An 18,089-nucleotide genomic window follows, 5' to 3' on the forward strand; every position below is an offset into this window, starting at 1 on the left:
AATTTTTTTGAAAATTGAAAAATCAATTCAAAAAATATTTTCCTTCTCACGAAGAAGTAGTAAAAGCGAAAAACATATTAAAAGATATTATTTATGAAACTCCACTGCAAAAAAATTTAATTTTGTCGGAAAAATACCAATCTAATATTTTTTTGAAAAGAGAAGATTTACAAATTATCCGTTCATACAAAATTAGAGGAGCATATAATAAAATAAAAAGTCTCTCTCAAAAAGAACTGAAAAAAGGAATTGTTTGCGCAAGTGCAGGAAATCATGCACAAGGGGTCGCTTATTCTTGTAAAAAATTAAAATTTCCAGGAAAAATTTACATGCCTAGTACAACTCCTAAACAAAAAGTAGAGAGAGTAAAAATGTTTGGAAAAGAATATGTTGAAATTATTATGATTGGAGATACTTTTGATGCGGTCAGTCATGAGGCAATAAAAGATTGCAAAAAAAATAAAAAAGTTTTTATTCATCCTTTCAATGACATAAAAATTATTGAAGGACAAGCTACTATAGGATTAGAAATATTAAAACAATCTACTTCAAAAAGTATAGATTATGTTTTTCTTCCTATTGGAGGAGGAGGTTTGGCTTCTGGAGTGGGAAGTCATTTTAAACAATTTAGTCCAAAAACTAAAATTATAGGAGTTGAACCTCAAGGAGCTCCTTCTATGAGTTATTCTTTAAAAAAAGGAAAAATTATAGAATTAAAAACAATAGATAGATTTATTGATGGAGCTTCAGTAAAAAAAGTAGGAGAATTAAATTTTAATATATGTAATCAAGTATTATATGAAATAAAAACCGTACCGGAAGGAAAAGTTTGTACCACTATTTTAGATTTATATAATTTAGAGGCTATTGTAGCAGAACCAGCTGGAGCTCTTTCAATAGCGGCATTAGATTTTTATTCTAAAAAAATAAAAGGAAAGACTATTGTTTGTATATTAAGTGGAGGAAATAATGATATAACAAGAACAGAAGAAATAAGAGAAAGATCTCTTTTATATGAGGAAAAAAAACATTACTTTATTGTAAAATTTCCACAAAGAGCTGGAGCTTTAAAAGAATTTGTTAATAATATTTTAGGTCCAAAAGATGATATTGTTTATTTTGAATATTCAAAAAAAACCTCTAAAGAAGAAGGACCTGCAGTTATAGGAATAGAATTATCAGATAAAAATGAGTTTTCCGGATTCTTAGGAAGAATGAAAAAATATAAAGTCCATTTTCAATATTTAAATAAAAATCCAGATTTATTTCGTATTTTAATATGATTTATTCCTTTTATCCTTACCTTACTATCTTCTAGACTATTATCTTTTTTTTATGATTGATTTATTTTACTTAGGGAGTAGGAGTAGAGTAATGTTATTCTTAATTTTATTATTTTTCTACATACATACATAGCGACATTATATTATTATTATACAACAAACAAAAAGAAAGACAATAAAATAAATAGCAAAATTTATTATCCAATTCCATTCCAATAAAAAAATAAAGACCAATGTACCCACGACTGGATTTGAACCAGCACATCCTAAAAACGGATACCACCCCCTCAAAGTGGCGTGTCTACCAATTTCACCACGTGGGCATGCATCTAAAAAATAGAAAATTTTTTCCAGATTTTTTTTATAATAAATATAAACAATTTTAAACTAAAAAAATTTCAATAAAAAAGAAAAAAAACTAGATCTATATTTGATTGTTTAATATTTCTCTAAAGTAAAAAAATAAAAAAAAATATGAAAATAGCAATAATAGGATATGGGAAAATGGGAAAATCTATAGAAAAAATAGCTAAATTAAAAAATCATAAAATTTCACTTATTTCTGATGAAAGTCCCTCTCCCATTTCATTGAAAAAATCAGATGTTGCAATAGAATTTAGTCATCCTGATACTGCATTTAACAATATCAAAATTTGTATAGAAAACAAGATTCCTATTGTATGTGGAACGACAGGATGGTTAGAAAAATTTGATTTGGTTAAAGAAATATGCAAAAAAAATAATGGTTCTTTTTTATATTCTTCTAATTTTAGTATAGGAATGAATATTTTTTATGAAATTAATCATAAACTGTCAAAATTATTATCTCCATATTCTATGGATTATGAAGTGAAAATAGAAGAAACTCATCATAAAGAAAAAATAGATAAACCAAGTGGAACAGCTTTATCTTTAGCAAAGGCTATTATCAATAATAAAATGAAAAAAACATGGATTTTGGATAAAAATAAAGAAAAAGAGAAAATATTGATTCTTTCAAAAAGATTTCAAAATGTTACAGGTACACATGTAGTTACATATCAATCTAAAATAGAAAATATAATGATTCAACACATAGCTCATAGCAGGGAAGGATTTGCTATTGGAGCTATTATTGCTGCAGAATGGATAAAAAATAAAAAAGGAGTTTTTTCTATGAAAGAAGTATTAGGAATCTCATAAAATATGTTTTATGTTATCTCACTATCTTATTTATAGTGTTCTTTTTTTATTATTTGAGCATATTATTCATGTATTAGGAACGTGGAGACTTTTAAAAAAATTAGGAATAACATTTTTTAAATCAATAATACCAATATATAATATTGTTATTTTATTAAAAATTTTTAATAGATCTATTTGGTATATATTTCTTTTGTTCGTTCCATTGACAAGCGTTGTTCTTTTTGTTCTTTTATGGATAGATTTACTTCGTTCTTTTGGAAAAGAAAAATATATTTTTTTATTTTTTTTATCTTTGGGTGTATATCTATACTATATAAATTATTCCAATAATACCGAATTATCAAAAATAAGAAAATTAAAAAAAGAAGAAAATACAGGAATTTTATTTCCTATAATTTTTTCTTTTCTTGTACATACTTATATAGTTCAACCTTTTGCCATTCCTACTTCTTCAATGGAAAGAACTTTGTTGGTCGGTGATTTTATATTAGTGAGTAAAATTCATTATGGATTACGAATGCCTATAACTCCTATATCTATTCCATTTACTCATAACACTATTTTTGGAGGAAAAATAAAATCTTACATTTCTTTTTTTCAATGGCCTTATTTTCGGTTTCCTACTATACAATCTATACAAAGAAATGATCTTGTTGTTTTTAATTTTCCTAAAGATTTAAATCATAAAATAATAGATAGAAAAGATAATTATATTAAACGTTGTGTAGGATTACCAGGAGATATTCTTTCTATAAGAAATGGCATCTTATTTGTGAATCATAAAAAAGAAGAATCTTATAAAAAGAATGTTTTCGAAAAACAACAAATTTATCTTATAAAAACAAAAGATATCCCATTAAATATAGAATTTCTTAAAGAGAAGATGGATATTGAAGATGTTGAAATTATAGGAGAAAAAAAGAAAGAATATTTCTATCAAATTATGTTAACAGAAAAACAAGTTTTCCAAATAAAAAATCTATTTGAGAATATAGTTTTTATAAAAAAATATATTTTGCCAAATCATTTTCAAGAAGATTCTATATTTCCAAATCATTTTGGTTGGAATAGAGATTTTTTTGGACCATTATCTATTCCTAAAAAAGGAGATATTATTAAATTAAATTCAAAAAATATTCATATTTATTATGATATTATAGTATCAGAAAAGAATTTTATAAAAAAAAGTAATTATAAATTCATTGTTAACAATAATAATTTTTATAAAATAAGAAAAAATTATTATTTTATGATGGGAGATAATAGACATAATTCTTTTGATTCTCGTTATTGGGGGTTTGTTCCAGAAGATCATATAGTAGGGAAACCTATATTTATATGGATAAGTATTGATTGGGATAGAAAAAATCCTTTAAATATTTTTAATTGGAAATTACGATGGAATCGTACTATGACTTCCATAGATGGAACAAATTCTTATTTATTCTATTTTTTTGTGTTTTTAATATTTTATTTGTTATATTCTTTTTTTATAAATCATAAAAAAAGAAAAATAAATAATCTGTGATTTTTTTATTTTTTATAAAAAAAACTTCCTATAAAATAACCAGATAATATTCCTCCAATATGAGCAAAATGTGCGACTCCAGGTGCTAAATTAAAAATTGCAGAAATAAAACTTCCGAAAATAAATATTAAAAGAGCTTTTCGTACAGCGATTGGTAAAGGAAATGGTAAAATAAAAATTTTGTGTTCTGGAAAAAATCTAGCAAATGCTCCTACTATTCCGCTTACAGCTCCAGATGATCCCATCATAGGAGAATACATAGAAGTATAGAGATTTATTTTCTGATCATCATTCAAATAGTCAAGTATTTTTTTTGCTTGAGTAAAATCTAATGAATGAACAAAATAATACATAACACTAGTATTAAAAACTAGTTGAAATAACGCTGCTAAAATTCCTGATAAAAAATATATTATCATAAATTTTTTTATTCCTAGCAAAGTTTCCATTTGTCCTCCAAACATGAATAAAGCTAACATATTAAAAATTATATGTAAAAAAAAACGTTTAGAATGAACAAACATATGAGTTAAAATTTGATATAATTCGAATCTATCATCAAAAGGATGATATAAAGAAAGAATACTTTCTATTTTATATTGTGAAAAAACAAAAGTAGCTGTATATACAAGGACATTGATACTAATTAAATGTTTTACAGCATATGAGTTAAAATTTGATATATAAAAATTCACTTACAAAATTGTTTTTTTAAAAAAATTGTTATTTAAAACAAAAAATACAGGATCTCCCGAATATGTATAATTTGGATTATTACAAGAAAATAAATCTCGTATTAAATATTCCATCTTATCTGAATTTAATTTTGTACCGTATTTTATAGCAGCAGATTTAGATATCGATTTAATAAGTATTTTTTTATTATTTTTTTCTCCTTTAACAAAATTATATGTTAGAATTTTTTGAAAAATATCAATTATCATGTTTTGATGTATTTTTTCAGGAATAGAATATAAATATATAGATTTATTAAATAAATATAAATGAAATCCTATTTCTATTAAATCATATTTAATATTAGTTAATGAAATTAATTCATTTTTTAAAAGTTTCATTTCAATTGGAAAAAGAAACTGTTGACTGATCAATTTTTTTTCGAAATTTTCGAAAAAAAATTCAAATAAAATGTTTTGATGAGCTCTATGTTGATCTACTAAGATGATATAATCATTATTTAATGGAAAAATTATATATTTTCCACTCATTTGGAAAGTTTTTAGATTTTTTTCATCTAGTACATAATTAGATAATTCATTTGTAAAGTGAATATCCTTTTTAAAAAGAAAAATATCTGATTCTTTCATATTACGAAACCAATTTTCTAATTGAATTATTTTTTCTTGATATGAAAGTTCTTCAAAACAAGAATTATAATAATGATTCAAAAATGAATTATTTTGATTCATGAGATCACAGGATAATAATAAATTTGAATTATCTAATTCATTTTTTTTAATTTTATATTGACTACACAAAATGTTTTTAATTTCTTGTTGAAGAATCTTACAAATTTTATCTTCTTCTTCAAACTTGACTTCTTTTTTTGATGGATGGATATTCCAGTTCACTAAACAAGGATCCATATGAATAAAAATAAAATAAGAAATTGTTTTTAAATTTTTTATGATTCCATCATAAGCATGAAGAATGTTTCTATGTAACAGTGTATTTGTTATACAACGTTGATTAACAAATAAAAATTGATTTCCTTTTTTTTCTGAAAAATCTGGACTACTAATAAATCCTTCTATAAGAATTATATTTTTTTTATTAATTAAAATAGGAATGAATATTTTCTTATGATTATTGAAAATTTCTTTTATTCTTTCTTCTAAAGAAGCTTTTTTCAAAGAAAAAATAATTTTGTCATTGTGATAAAATCTATAGATAATATCTCTATGAGATAAAACTATTTTATAAAATTCATTGACAATATGTTGAAATTCTATTCTAGAAGATTTTAAAAATCTTCTTCTAGCTGGAAATTTGTAAAAAATGTTTTTTACTGAAATTCTTGTCCCTTGAAGCATATTTATGGAAGTTTGTTTTTTCATTTTTCCATCTTCTACAAAAAGATGAATTCCAACTCCACTTTCTTTATTTTTTGTTTGTATTTCTAATTGAGAAATAAAAGCTATGGAAGCTAAAGCTTCTCCTCTAAATCCTTTTGTTTTAATCCTAAAAATATCATCATTTGTTTTTATTTTTGAGGTAGAATATCTTTGAAAACTCATTTTAGCATCATTAAAACTCATTCCTTCACCATTATCTATTAATTGAATTAACGTTTTTCCTGAATCTTTTATAAAGATATCAATTATTTTAGCCTTGGCATCTATTGCATTTTCTAAAAGTTCTTTTAATACAGAAGAAGGCCGTTCTATTACTTCACCAGCAGCAATTTGATTAATAACATTTTTAGGTAAAAATTGAATCAAATCCTTATTCATTTGATAGATTTTTTTTAAAAATAGCCATATCTAAAGCTGTTTTTGCACATTCTATACCTTTATTTCCATTTTTTCCACCTGATCTATCAAAAGATTGTTGTTTTTTTTTATCGGTAAGAACACAAAATATAACTGGAACATCGTATTGTATATTTACATCTTTGATCCCTTGTGAAACTGCTTGACAAAGATACTTAAAATGAGGAGTTTCTCCTTTAATAATGGATCCTATTACAATAATAGAATCAAAATTATAACAATGAGCTATTTTTTTAGCAGAATAAATAAGTTCATAACTTCCAGGAACTTTCCAAAGTTTTATTTTTTCTTTTAAAATTCCTAATTGAATTAAAGTATTATAAGCTCCTTGATATAATTTTTTAGTGATATCATTGTTCCACTGTGCAACAATAATTGCAAATTTTAAATCTTTTATTTTTTCATTATTTTCATATTGATATATAATAGGATTTTTTTTCATACTTAAAGAGAAAATTTTATAATTTATTGTCAATAAACATGAGATATTTAGTTACATTTTCTTTGTATAAAAAAAAAGGATACTTTTTTTCTATTTTTTTTAGGAAATATTTAGAATATTTGTACCTTTTCATAGAAAAGGCAATTAAAGCGGCTTTATAATAATAAAGAGGAGTGGTGATTTCATTTTCTCTTGTTTTGGCTGCTTGAACATAATTTTTTAAAGCTTCGTTTTGATTCCTTATTTGTGAAAAAGCATCCCCTATTATTCCATATTTTATAGCATATAAAATTTCGTCTTTTGCAGAAAAATCTTTCATCATTTTTATAGATTCTTTATAATGTCCTAACTTATAATAACAAATTCCTGCATAATATTTAGAAATATTTCCTGCTTTGGTGAAAGGATATTTTTTCACAATTCCATAAAATCCCAAGTAATTGATTTTAATTTTCTTATTATCATTTAAAGCCTTATTGATGAGTCCTTGTGAAAGATATTGTTGAGCGTAAGTTAATTCTTTTAATGCTTTTTCTTCCTCATATGGAGACAAAAAAAACTTTTTGTAAAAAAAGGACATTCCTCCTATTATAAATATAAAAATAATGCTATAAAAAAAAATTCTAATTTTTTTTTTCTCAAAAGTTAGAAACATACGACAATTCACAATTTAATTATCTTGTTTTTTATGTGTATAAAATAAAAACATGAAAATCTTTTTTCATATACAAACAATAAATAAAATCAGTAATTAAAAAATAATTTAGTCTTTTTTTCTCAAAACTTCTATACTTTTTATTCTTTTATTATCTATACTTTTTATGATAAAAGAATAATTTAAAAAATTTATTTTTTGTTCCTGTTTTGGGAATTCTTTATTGATTTCCATAAGAAATCCTCCCAAAGTATCTGCATCTCCTTTTTCTTTTTCAAAAAAAACTTCTTCTTCTATTTCCATAATTCTGTAAAAATTAATTAAAGAAGTTTTTCCATCAAATAAATAATTATTTTGATTCAACTTAGAATAAGACATGTCTTCTTCATCAAATTCATCAATAATATCTCCTACAATTTCCTCAATAACATCTTCAAGAGTTACTATTCCGCAAGTTCCTCCATATTCATCTACGACAATCGCAAGATGTATCTTTCTTTTTTTAAAATCACTTAAAAGATCATCTATTTTTTTGTTTTCTGGAACAAAAAAAGGAGGATGAATTAATTTTGTCCATTCAAATTTTTTTTCATGAATAAATGGAAGAAGATCCTTAGCAAAAAGGACTCCTTCTATATCGTCAATACTATCTTTATAAACAGGAATACGAGAGAAACCTTGATAACGAACTAATTCTAATACATTAGGAAAAAATGTATTTCTGTTCAAAGAAAACATATCTATTCTTGGAGTCATGATTTGATGTGTTTCTGTATTTCCAAAATCAACAATTTTTTGTAAAAATTGACATTCTTTAATGTTTTTTTGACTTGAAGATGCAATTTTTAATGCTTTTGAAAGCTGATCAACGGAAATGATATTTTTTTTTTTTTGATTAATCTTTTTATCTATGAATCTAGAAATTAGAATCATCATTTTAGTAATAGGGTTCAATATATTGCTTAAAAAAATTAATGTTTTAGACATAAAAAGAGCAAAACGAAAATTATTTTTACTAGCGTATATTTTTGGAATTATTTCTCCAAATAGAAGTAAAAAAAAAGTGAGTACCACCACTTCTAAAAGAAAGTTAATGGGAATAGAAATTTTATAAAAAAATATATATCTGTCTTGAAAAAATATTGTAATTAAATAAGAACTTAATAAAATAATTCCAATATTGGAAAAATTATTAGAAATTAATATTGTAGCTAAAAGTTTTTTTCTATTATTAAGAATATTTAAAATTCTATTTCCTAGAGAAGGATTTTTTTTTATTTCTCTATTAATAGTTTTTTTTTCTAGACAAAAAAAAGCAGTTTCTGATCCAGATATTAGCGCAGAGAATAATAATAATATTATTATTAATACGAAATAAATAATTATTTGAATATAGAAAGTATTTTCGAAAAAAATATTCGTCGAAGATTCTTTTTCCAAGAGATTTAATTTTGATAAAAAAAATTATATATATAGTATATTTAATCTATCTTTTTCTCCCCAATCAAATATAAAAAAAACTAAATCATTTTTTCATGTTTTAAAAACAAGATAATAGGACTAGGAAAAGGATATTCACAAATTTTTTCATATGGAATAAAAAGAAATTTTTCTAAATATTTATTATTATAAAAATTTTTTTTTGTTATTTCACAATTTAAAAATTGAATTAATAAAATTTGATGAGTAAGTTTATGTTTTATTTTATAAATAACAGTATCAAAATTTAGTTTAAATTGTTTCCAAACATTATATCTTATTTCGTTAATAGTCAGTTTTTTTTGAGATTCTATTAAGGGAAAATCATAAAGTCCTTTCCAGATGTCTTTTGAGAATCTTTTATTAAGAATACAAAGGTTTTTATGATGATCATATATAAAAATATAATAAAAAAATCTGTTTTTCTTAGATTTTTTTATTATATTTTTTTTAACAGGGAATTCATATACAGTTCCATTTTTAAATGAAAAACAGGAAGATTTTATTGGACATAATAAACATTTAGCATTTTTTGGTTTGCATAAAATAGAACCTAGATCCATGATGGCTTGATTGAAAAGACCTGGATGGTTATAATCCATCATTTTTAAAATAAAAATTTTCAATTTATTTATTGAAACAGATAATGTTAAATCATAATCAACCCCTAGATATCTAGAAAAAACTCTATAAGCATTTCCATCAATAGCAGGAATAACTTCATTAAAACATATAGATGCTATAGCCGCACCCGTATAGGGGCCGATTCCTTTATACTTTATTAAATCTTTGTATTTTTTTGGAAAAAAATCAATTGTCTTATTTTTTTTTCTTAATTTTTTAGCAAAAAAATGTAGATTTATAGCTCTTTTATAGTATCCTAGCCCTTCCCATTCTTTTAACACATCTTTTTCTTCAGCTTGAGAAAGTTTTTTTATATTTGGAAATTTTTTTATAAAATTTAAATAAGATTTAATAGTTTTTATGGAAATTTTTGTTTGTTGCAACATAAATTCTGAAACTAATATGTAATATGGATTTTTAGTTTCTCTCCAAGGAAGTTTTCTACAATTTATCTTGTACCAATTTATTATTTTTTTAGAAAAATACATATCTATTAAAATTTAGAGCAATTTTATAAAAAATTGGTATATTTAGGAAACCTAATTTTGTTATTCGATATAATGATTAAACATGACAAAAGCAGATATAATAACAGAAATCATATCAGAAACTGGATCTGAGAGAATTGACACGCAAAAGGTGATAGAAACATTTATGAAAAAAATAAAACAAAGTCTAACATCAGGAGAAAATGTTTATTTAAGAGGATTTGGATCATTCATTATTAAATATAGAGCGAAAAAACTTGGACGTCATATTTCCAAGGATATGTCTATTGTAATTCCTGCGCATAATATTCCAGCATTTAAACCTTCGAAATCATTTACTGAATTAGTAAAAAAAAATGTTCCTATAACTAAAACTAAAAAGAATATATAATATAGTTTTGTAGTAGTATTTTTATTATGCTGTAAAATCGATCAACAACGATTATTTAAAATTATTATGCCAAACGGAAAAAAAAGAAAAAGACGTAAAATTGCTACCCATAAAAGAAAAAAAAGAAATAGAAAAAATAGGCATAAAAAAAATAAATAAAAATTTAATAATCTATTGTAATTTCTAAAACTTTTTTTTCCTTGTTTTTTGTGTATGTATGAGTAAAGAATTGATTATAAATGCAGAAAAACAAGAAGTGAAAATAGCTCTTTTAGAAGGGGGAAAGTTACTGGAATTTCATAAAGAAATTTTCAATAAAAAATTCTCTGTGGGAGATATCTATTTAGGTATAGTCAAAAAAATTTCATATGGGTTAAATGCAGCTATTATCGATATTGGGGATTCAAAAGGAGCTTTTTTACATTATAATGATATTGGATTTCATGTAGAAGAAATGTTGGAATTGATTCCTATGAATCATAAAAAATACTCAATAACTTCTTGTCATTGTTCTTTTTTGTTGAAAGAAAAAGAAGATAGTTGTTTTCATTCTATAGAAAAAATATTATATACTGGACAAAAAATTTTAGTTCAAATAACCAAAGAACCTATTTCTAACAAAGGACCAAAATTAACTTCTAAAATTTGTATTCCAGGAAGAAATTTAGTATTAATTCCTTTTTCAGAAAAAATTTCTATTTCTCATAAAATAAAAAATATAAAAGAAAAAAATAGATTAATCTCTTGTATACAAAAAATAAAACCAAAAGGATTTGGTATTATTATTCGTACAGCATCATGTTTTAAAATTGAACAAGTTTTAAAAGAAGAACTTTTCTTTTTAATAAAAAAATGGAAAAAAACCTTAACTCAATTAAGGAGTAAACTCCCTCCTGTTAAAATATTCAGTGAAAGTAATAAAACTTTTTGTTTATTGAGAGATACATTTAATGATGATTTTAAATCAATTTATTGCAATAATAGTTTTCTTTGTCAAGAAATTCATTCTTATTTATCTTTAATAGCTCCAAAAAAAACAAGTATAATTAAACATTATAAAGGAAATATTCCCATATTTGAAAAATATGGAATTGAAAAACAAATACAAACTTCTTTAGGAAAAAATGTTCCTCTTAAAAATGGAGCTTATCTTGTGATTGAACATACTGAAGCATTACATGTTATAGATGTAAATAGTGGAATGATTAATCATATTCATAAAAATTGTACAGAATCAGAAAGAATAGATAATATATTAAAAGTAAATTTAATAGCTGCAACAGAAATAGCTAGACAACTTCGTTTAAGGGATATGGGGGGGATAATTATTGTAGATTTTATAGACATGGATGAACCTGATAAAAAGAAAAAATTGTATGAACATTTAAAAGAAAAAATGAAAAATGATAGAGCAAAACATAAAATTTTACCTCCAAATCAATTTGGATTAGTTCAATTTACTCGTCATAGAGTGAGACCTGAATTAAAAATCAATAATAAAAAAATAAAAAACTCCCCTATAGCTTATGTTCATAATATAGAATCTATAATAGAAACTATTTTTAAAAAAAATAAAATTCATAAAAAAATACAAATACATGCACATTCTTTTGTTACTGCATATCTAAAAAAAGGATTTCCTTCTATTCAACAAAAGTGGTTCTTCAAATATAAAAAATGGATTCAAATTGTTTCTATAGATTCATTAACATGTACAGAATTTCAAATTCTGAATAAAAAAACTCAAGAAATTGTATATTCCTCATTTAAATAAGTTAATATTTTTATTTTTTCAATTAAATTACACACAAATAATAATGTGGGCGTGGTGAAATTGGTAGACACGTCAGACTTAGGATCTGATGCTTTTATTTTTAGGCATAAGGGTTCGAATCCCTTCGCCCGCACAACAAAAAAAAACATATTCAATGAATATTTCTTTTTTTATATCCTATATAAATTTGTCTAGGTCTTCCTATAGGTTCTCTATTTAATCTCATTTCTTTCCAATGAGCCATCCATCCTGGCAATCTTCCCAAAGCAAACATAACGGTGAACATGTCTTTTGGAATTCCCATAGCTTGATAAATAATTCCTGAATAAAAATCTATATTTGGATAAAGTTTTTTTTCTATAAAATATGGTTCTTTCAGGACTATTTCTTCAAGTTCTTTTGCTAATTCTAAAATAGGATCAGAAATACCTAATTTCTGAATCACATTTTCAGCTACTTTTTTTACTATTTTAGCTCTAGGATCAAAATTTTTATAAATTCTATGCCCAAAACCCATTAATCGAAATGGATTTTTTTTATCTTTTGCTTTTTCTATCCATTTTTTTATATTTCCACCACTATTCAGAATATTTTCTAACATTTCAATTACAGCTTGATTTGCCCCACCATGCAACCTTCCCCAAAGAGCACTAATCCCTGCAGATACAGATGAAAAAAGGTTCGCATGAACAGAACCTAACAAACGTACTGTAGTTGTAGAACAGTTTTGTTCATGGTCTGCGTGTAGGATTAAAAGTTTATCCAAAGCATCCGTAATTACTGGATTTATTTGATAAGATTTTTTAGGAACAGAAAAAAACATTTTTAGAAGATTAGAAGTATAATCTAAATTATTATTATTTTTTGATACTACCTCATAATCCGTAGGAAGACCTACCTTTTTTCGGTAAGTTAAAGCAGATAATATAGGAAGTTTAGCTAAAAGATTAAAATACATATCTTCTTCTTCTTCTTGAATAGAATCTGTAAACGCAGTTAGAATACATGTCAGAGAAGATAAAATTCCCATAGGGTGATAAAATGCAGGAATTTTATCAAGAATTTGATAAATTTCTTGACTAAGAAAATTAAATTCTTTTATTTTTTCAGAGAAATATTTTAATTGCGCAGTATTAGGGAGTTCTCCATTTAAAAGAAGATAACTTGTTTCTATAAACGAACATTTATTAATAATTTGTTCAATAGGATAACCTCTATATAAAAGTTTCCCTTTTTCTCCATCGATAAAACTAATAGAACTTTTAGTTATTCCTGTATTTTTAAATCCTGGATCAAAAGTAATAAATCCTGTATTTTCTCTAAGTTGAGAAATATTAATAGCTTTTTCGTAAGTCCCATATACTACTGGGAGTTTATAATTACATCCATTAATATCAAAATTAACAATACTGCAGCACATAATAAATAAATTTTTGAATCATTAAGAAATATAAATAATAAAAAAATATTTCTTATTGAGAATAAGACTAACTACTTAACTAAATCAAAAAATCATTTCATTAAATGAAAGAAGAGTATTATATCCTTTTTTTGAAAAGTATTTTTTCATTCCGTCTCTATAACTAACTAAAACAAAATCTCCCCCCCAAGCTCCTAGACTTTTTACTACTCCTAAATAATCTGGAAAATATATTTCTTTTACAGTAGGAATATCAAGCGTTTTTGCTATAATCATTTCATGTTGAATTAATAATTCTTCAAATTCTTTTAAAGTTTTACAAAAAGGAATTTTTTTAGTAATGAAAGAAATAAAATCTATTTTTTTCCTAGAAATATTTTCTTTTTTAGAAAGAAAAAATCTTATTCCATCGTAAGTATTTTGTTTTTTATTAAGATGTAGAAAAAAAAGTTTTTTTTTGAATGGAGGATTAAAATCTATAGGAATGATGTGAGGTTTTTTGTTTTTCAATCTATAAAAAATTGGTTTTCTATTATATCCACAAGCGATATCATATCCACTTCCCATTACAAAATTTTTTTCTAACAAGACATAGGGGTTGACTTTTGCCCATTTTGCAATATTATTAATCAAAGTAGAACTACTTCCCAACCCCCAATTTATTGGAAATTCCAATTTTGTTTTTACATATATTTTTTTATATAATGAATTTTTCAGAAATTTGTTCTGAAGTCTTCTAGATTCTAATAATAAATTTCTTAATTTTAAAGCTGTTTTTTTTTCTGTTTCATAGAAAATATCTAAAGAAGGAAGAAGAAAAATACACTCAAACCAAGGTTTATTGATTTCATTTAAACTTTTCCATTGTAATACAGATCCTTTATTTCCATAATAAATAGCAAGTGATTGTCCTTTAACTGTAGGAAAAGCTAACCCATAAGATCCATATAAAATAAAATATTCTCCTGTTAGCAACAGTTTTCCATGACTGTAAAAAAAATTTTTGCATTGTTGGGTCATCAATAAAGAATTGAATCAATTATTTTTGATAAATTTTTTTAGTTATTTTTTGTAAAATACAACCAGGTCCTACATCAATAAAGGAAATAGCCCCATTCTTTATCATATTTTCTATGGATTGTTTCCATTTCACTGGAGAAGTCAGTTGTTCTATAAGGTTTTTTTTTATATTACTGGATTTTCTAACTGGTTTAGCATTTACATTTTGGTAAATAGGACATTTAGAATCTCTAAATGAAATGGTTTTTATAAACTTGGCTAACTTTTTTTTAGCTGGTTCCATAATAGGAGAATGAAAAGCTCCATGAACAGGAAGCATAAATATTTTTCCTCCCATTTTTTTAAAAAAAGAACAAACTCTCTTTAGAGACTCGTATTCTCCGGAAATAACTAACTGTCCAGGACAATTGTAATTAGCAGGAACTATAATTCCATTATCTTTTTCACAAACTTTTTCTATGACCTCATCTTCCAATCCAAAAACTGCTGCCATTCTTCCATGCACAGATTCACATATTTCTTGCATTGCTAATGCTCTTTGAGCAACTAATTTCAATCCTTCTTCAAAAGAAAAAACATCAATAGAGGCTAAAGCGGATAATTCTCCTAGAGAATGTCCAGCTACCATATCTGGATTAAAATTATTTAATATTTTTGTTTTTATTACTGAATAAATATAAATTGCTAATTGTGTATACTTAGTGTTTTTTAGAATTTCCATCGTTCCGTTGAACATAATACATGTTATTTGAAATCCTAAAATCTCATCTGATAATAGAAATAATTTTTTTGCTAAATTAGAAGTATTGTATAAATCTTTTCCCATTCCTATAAATTGGGATCCTTGACCAGGAAATATATAAGCCTTCATATTCATTAATATAATAAAATAAAAAATATAATTATCCATTTGAATAAAACAACGAAATTACTAATTATATGTAGTATGAAAATAACAGATACACATACTCATCTATATATGAAACAATTTGATGTAGATAGAGATTTTGTCATTAAAAGGGCAATAAATAGTGGAATAGATCGATTTTATCTTCCTTCTATAGATAGCTCTACAATTCCTAAAATATTAAAATTAGAAAGAAAATATCCCAATATATGTTTTTCTATGGTAGGACTACATCCTAATAAAGTGAATCCAGAAAATTTAGAATATGAATTAAAAAATATTGAAAAATGGTTAAATCATCATTCTTTTCTTTTTGTAGGAGAAATAGGAATAGATTTGCATTTGGAAACAAAATATCTACATGAACAAAAATACGTTTTTCAAACCCAAATACAATGGGCAAAAAAGAAAAAAAAACCTATATCTATTCATTGTAGGAAAGCTTTTGATCAAATTTTTGAAATCTTATCAAAAGAAGAAGATTCTAACTTAAAGGGAATCTTTCATTGTTTTTCTGGAACATTAGAACAAGCAAAAAAAATTATTGATTTTGGAATTAAACTAGGAATTGGAGGAATGATTACTTTTAAAAATAATTATATCAGTCAATTCTTACATAAAATAAGTTTAGAAAATATAGTTTTAGAAACAGATTCTCCGTATTTATCTCCTTATCCTTTTAGAGGAAAAAGAAATGAACCTATTTATATTAAAATAATTTTGAATAAATTATCTAAAATTTATTCTCTTTCAGAAGAAAAAATAGCTGATATTATTAATTTAAATGTAGAAAAACTCATGTTTTTTTCTTCCTCATAATTTTTATTTGACCATTTTTTCAGGTTGTACTAATTTATCAAATTCCTCTACGGTTAAATATCCCAATCTAACAGCTTCTTCTTTTAAAGTCGTGTTATTTTCATATGCATCTTTTGCAATTTTTGCTGATTTTTCATATCCAATACTAGGACTAAGTGCTGTAACTAACATTAAAGATTTATCCAATAATTCTTTAATTCTCTTATAATTTGGCGTAATTCCTTTTACACAAAGATCAGAAAAACAAAGACAAGCATCGGATAAAAGTTGTGCAGATTGCAAAAAATTATATGCCATCAATGGTTTATAAACATTTAACTCATAATTTCCTGAAGATCCTGCTATTGAAATCGCCATGTCATGACCTATAACTTGTGTGCAAACCATAATAAGTGCTTCACATTGCGTTGGATTGATTTTTCCAGGCATAATGGAAGATCCAGGTTCATTTTCAGGAATAAATATTTCTCCAATTCCAGAACGTGGTCCAGAAGATAAAAAACGAATATCATTGGATATTTTAATTAAAGAAACGGCTATCTGTTTTAGAGAACTATGAGATTCTACAATAGCATCATGAGCCGCTAAAGCTTCAAATTTGTTATTTGCAATTTTAAATGGTAGCCCAGTATATTGACGAATATATTCTATAATTTTAGAATCGTATCCTTTAGGAGAATTCAGTCCGGTTCCTACAGCTGTACCTCCAATAGGTAATTCTGAAAGATGTTCTAAAGTTTTTTTTATAGAATTTAATCCATGATCTATTTGAGAAACATATCCGGAAAATTCTTGTCCCAAAGTTATAGGAACAGCATCCATAAGATGAGTTCTTCCTATTTTAACGATTTTCTTAAAAGAATTGGATTTTTTTTTTAAAGAATCACGTAATTTTTTTATAGAAGGAATGGTTTTTTTTATTAATTTTTTATAGGATGCTATATGCATTGCCGTAGAATAGGTGTCATTAGATGATTGAGATTTATTTACATCATCATTTGGATGGATTGAAGATGTTCCTTTTCCAAGAATTCCTCCCATTAAAACATGAGATCTATTGGAAATAACTTCATTGACATTCATGTTAGAATGTGTTCCAGATCCTGTTTGCCATATGACTAAAGGAAATTGATCATCTAATTTTCCTTCTATAATTTCATCGCACACAAAAGATATTAAATCTCTTTTTTTCTTAGATAAAATTTCAAATTCAAAATTTGTATGTGCAGCTGCTTTTTTTAAAATAGCAAAAGAATGAATAATTTCTATAGGCATAGTTCCCTCTAATCCTATTTTAAAATTATTTCTAGATCTTTCAGTTTGAGCTCCCCAATATTTATCAATAGGAACTTTTACACTCCCTAAAAGGTCTTTTTCTGTCCTAAAAATCATTTTACTATTTTTTTATTAAAAAATTTTTATTATTACAATAATATAATAAAATATTTTATCCATGATCATTAAATTTATAGGTTTTTTATTTTTTATGTTCATAACTATATCTGGTTTTTGGTGTATTCTTTTTTTATTTTTTTTTATTATTTATTGGGTCATTAGTATATTG

At 24.5% G+C, this 18,089-nt stretch carries 16 protein-coding genes and 2 tRNA genes; 7 read left to right on the top strand and 11 right to left on the bottom strand.

The annotated features are described in order from the left end of the window. The first annotated feature begins 14 nt into the window (after nt 1-14). On the top strand, nt 15-1,283 hold the full coding sequence (gene ilvA, locus H0H53_RS00425) for a threonine ammonia-lyase (RefSeq protein WP_185870577.1): 1,269 nt from the start codon (nt 15-17) through the stop codon (nt 1,281-1,283). Nucleotides 1,284-1,519: 236 nt separating this feature from the next. Here the strand turns inward: ilvA and H0H53_RS00430 are convergent. After that, nucleotides 1,520-1,606: transfer RNA gene (locus H0H53_RS00430), tRNA-Leu, on the bottom strand. A 151-nt stretch (nt 1,607-1,757) separates the two neighbouring features. On the opposite strand from H0H53_RS00430, the gene dapB reads away from it, so the two are divergent. Both dapB and lepB read left to right on the top strand, forming a co-directional pair. After that, the gene (gene dapB, locus H0H53_RS00435; protein ID WP_185870578.1) at nt 1,758-2,465 is read left to right on the top strand and encodes a 4-hydroxy-tetrahydrodipicolinate reductase; all 708 of its coding nucleotides are present in this window, start codon (nt 1,758-1,760) and stop codon (nt 2,463-2,465) included. Nucleotides 2,466-2,475: 10 nt separating this feature from the next. Next, the gene (gene lepB / locus H0H53_RS00440) at nt 2,476-3,996 is read left to right on the top strand and encodes a signal peptidase I (protein ID WP_185870579.1); all 1,521 of its coding nucleotides are present in this window, start codon (nt 2,476-2,478) and stop codon (nt 3,994-3,996) included. Nucleotides 3,997-4,001: 5 nt separating this feature from the next. Here the strand turns inward: lepB and H0H53_RS00445 are convergent, their stop codons facing one another. The 6 genes from H0H53_RS00445 to H0H53_RS00470 all read right to left on the bottom strand — a co-directional run bounded on the left by H0H53_RS00445 (nt 4,002) and on the right by H0H53_RS00470 (nt 10,194). Then, entirely contained in the window at nt 4,002-4,691 is a 690-nt protein-coding gene (locus H0H53_RS00445; RefSeq protein ID WP_185870580.1) for a rhomboid family intramembrane serine protease, read from the bottom strand. After that, the gene (gene mutL, locus H0H53_RS00450; RefSeq protein WP_185870581.1) at nt 4,692-6,467 is read right to left on the bottom strand and encodes a DNA mismatch repair endonuclease MutL; all 1,776 of its coding nucleotides are present in this window, start codon (nt 6,465-6,467) and stop codon (nt 4,692-4,694) included. After that, a complete protein-coding gene (ribH, locus tag H0H53_RS00455) occupies nt 6,460-6,948 on the bottom strand; it encodes a 6,7-dimethyl-8-ribityllumazine synthase (RefSeq protein WP_185870582.1) in 489 nt (162 codons plus the stop codon). The genes mutL and ribH overlap by 8 nt, the downstream gene beginning before the upstream one ends. A 16-nt stretch (nt 6,949-6,964) precedes the next feature. Further along, nucleotides 6,965-7,603, bottom strand: coding sequence for a tetratricopeptide repeat protein (locus tag H0H53_RS00460; protein WP_185870583.1), 639 nt, complete (start codon nt 7,601-7,603; stop codon nt 6,965-6,967). Between the two features lie 108 nt (nt 7,604-7,711). Continuing rightward, nucleotides 7,712-9,043 (bottom strand): gliding motility-associated protein GldE, encoded by a 1,332-nt coding sequence (gldE, locus tag H0H53_RS00465; RefSeq protein WP_185870584.1) that lies wholly within the window; start codon nt 9,041-9,043, stop codon nt 7,712-7,714. 80 nt (nt 9,044-9,123) lie between these two features. Then, nucleotides 9,124-10,194, bottom strand: coding sequence for an A/G-specific adenine glycosylase (locus H0H53_RS00470; RefSeq protein WP_185870585.1), 1,071 nt, complete (start codon nt 10,192-10,194; stop codon nt 9,124-9,126). An 82-nt stretch (nt 10,195-10,276) separates the two neighbouring features. On the opposite strand from H0H53_RS00470, the gene H0H53_RS00475 reads away from it, so the two are divergent. The 3 genes from H0H53_RS00475 to H0H53_RS00485 all read left to right on the top strand — a co-directional run bounded on the left by H0H53_RS00475 (nt 10,277) and on the right by H0H53_RS00485 (nt 12,492). Beyond that, the gene (locus H0H53_RS00475; RefSeq protein WP_185870586.1) at nt 10,277-10,585 is read left to right on the top strand and encodes an HU family DNA-binding protein; all 309 of its coding nucleotides are present in this window, start codon (nt 10,277-10,279) and stop codon (nt 10,583-10,585) included. A gap of 217 nt (nt 10,586-10,802) precedes the next feature. Beyond that, the gene (locus H0H53_RS00480) at nt 10,803-12,359 is read left to right on the top strand and encodes an Rne/Rng family ribonuclease (protein WP_185870587.1); all 1,557 of its coding nucleotides are present in this window, start codon (nt 10,803-10,805) and stop codon (nt 12,357-12,359) included. Between the two features lie 45 nt (nt 12,360-12,404). Continuing rightward, nucleotides 12,405-12,492: transfer RNA gene (locus H0H53_RS00485), tRNA-Leu, on the top strand. Nucleotides 12,493-12,510: 18 nt separating this feature from the next. Here H0H53_RS00485 and H0H53_RS00490 read toward each other — a convergent pair. The 3 genes from H0H53_RS00490 to fabD all read right to left on the bottom strand — a co-directional run bounded on the left by H0H53_RS00490 (nt 12,511) and on the right by fabD (nt 15,670). Next, nucleotides 12,511-13,779 (bottom strand): citrate synthase, encoded by a 1,269-nt coding sequence (locus H0H53_RS00490; protein ID WP_185870588.1) that lies wholly within the window; start codon nt 13,777-13,779, stop codon nt 12,511-12,513. An 84-nt stretch (nt 13,780-13,863) separates the two neighbouring features. After that, nucleotides 13,864-14,799 (bottom strand): GYDIA family GHMP kinase, encoded by a 936-nt coding sequence (locus H0H53_RS00495; RefSeq protein ID WP_185870589.1) that lies wholly within the window; start codon nt 14,797-14,799, stop codon nt 13,864-13,866. Nucleotides 14,800-14,818: 19 nt separating this feature from the next. Continuing rightward, nucleotides 14,819-15,670 carry an ACP S-malonyltransferase gene (gene fabD, locus H0H53_RS00500; protein WP_185870590.1) on the bottom strand — a complete coding sequence of 284 codons (852 nt, stop codon included), beginning with the start codon at nt 15,668-15,670 and terminating at the stop codon, nt 14,819-14,821. A gap of 75 nt (nt 15,671-15,745) precedes the next feature. Between fabD and H0H53_RS00505 the strand changes: the two genes are divergently transcribed. Next, nucleotides 15,746-16,525: a TatD family hydrolase gene (locus tag H0H53_RS00505; protein WP_185870591.1), complete on the top strand. Its 780-nt coding sequence runs from the start codon at nt 15,746-15,748 to the stop codon at nt 16,523-16,525. 3 nt (nt 16,526-16,528) lie between these two features. On the opposite strand, the gene fumC is transcribed toward H0H53_RS00505, so the two are convergent. Then, the gene (gene fumC / locus H0H53_RS00510; RefSeq protein WP_185870592.1) at nt 16,529-17,917 is read right to left on the bottom strand and encodes a class II fumarate hydratase; all 1,389 of its coding nucleotides are present in this window, start codon (nt 17,915-17,917) and stop codon (nt 16,529-16,531) included. Nucleotides 17,918-18,089 lie beyond the last annotated feature (172 nt).

Origin of the sequence: Blattabacterium cuenoti, assembly GCF_014251955.1 — a bacterium.
Lineage (GTDB): Bacteria > Bacteroidota > Bacteroidia > Flavobacteriales > Blattabacteriaceae > Blattabacterium > Blattabacterium cuenoti_L.

What these genes read in the sequence shown, in the direction of transcription:
- mutL (WP_185870581.1), bottom strand. Translation starts at nt 6,467, where the DNA reads ATGAATAAGGATTTGATTCAATTTTTACCTAAAAATGTTATTAATCAA.
- fumC (WP_185870592.1), bottom strand. Translation starts at nt 17,917, where the DNA reads ATGATTTTTAGGACAGAAAAAGACCTTTTAGGGAGTGTAAAAGTTCCT.
- dapB (WP_185870578.1), top strand. Translation starts at nt 1,758, where the DNA reads ATGAAAATAGCAATAATAGGATATGGGAAAATGGGAAAATCTATAGAA.
- lepB (WP_185870579.1), top strand. Translation starts at nt 2,476, where the DNA reads ATGTTATCTCACTATCTTATTTATAGTGTTCTTTTTTTATTATTTGAG.
- H0H53_RS00490 (WP_185870588.1), bottom strand. Translation starts at nt 13,779, where the DNA reads ATGTGCTGCAGTATTGTTAATTTTGATATTAATGGATGTAATTATAAA.
- fabD (WP_185870590.1), bottom strand. Translation starts at nt 15,670, where the DNA reads ATGAAGGCTTATATATTTCCTGGTCAAGGATCCCAATTTATAGGAATG.
- H0H53_RS00495 (WP_185870589.1), bottom strand. Translation starts at nt 14,799, where the DNA reads ATGACCCAACAATGCAAAAATTTTTTTTACAGTCATGGAAAACTGTTG.
- H0H53_RS00505 (WP_185870591.1), top strand. Translation starts at nt 15,746, where the DNA reads ATGAAAATAACAGATACACATACTCATCTATATATGAAACAATTTGAT.
- H0H53_RS00480 (WP_185870587.1), top strand. Translation starts at nt 10,803, where the DNA reads ATGAGTAAAGAATTGATTATAAATGCAGAAAAACAAGAAGTGAAAATA.
- ribH (WP_185870582.1), bottom strand. Translation starts at nt 6,948, where the DNA reads ATGAAAAAAAATCCTATTATATATCAATATGAAAATAATGAAAAAATA.
- H0H53_RS00460 (WP_185870583.1), bottom strand. Translation starts at nt 7,603, where the DNA reads ATGTTTCTAACTTTTGAGAAAAAAAAAATTAGAATTTTTTTTTATAGC.
- H0H53_RS00475 (WP_185870586.1), top strand. Translation starts at nt 10,277, where the DNA reads ATGACAAAAGCAGATATAATAACAGAAATCATATCAGAAACTGGATCT.
- H0H53_RS00470 (WP_185870585.1), bottom strand. Translation starts at nt 10,194, where the DNA reads ATGTATTTTTCTAAAAAAATAATAAATTGGTACAAGATAAATTGTAGA.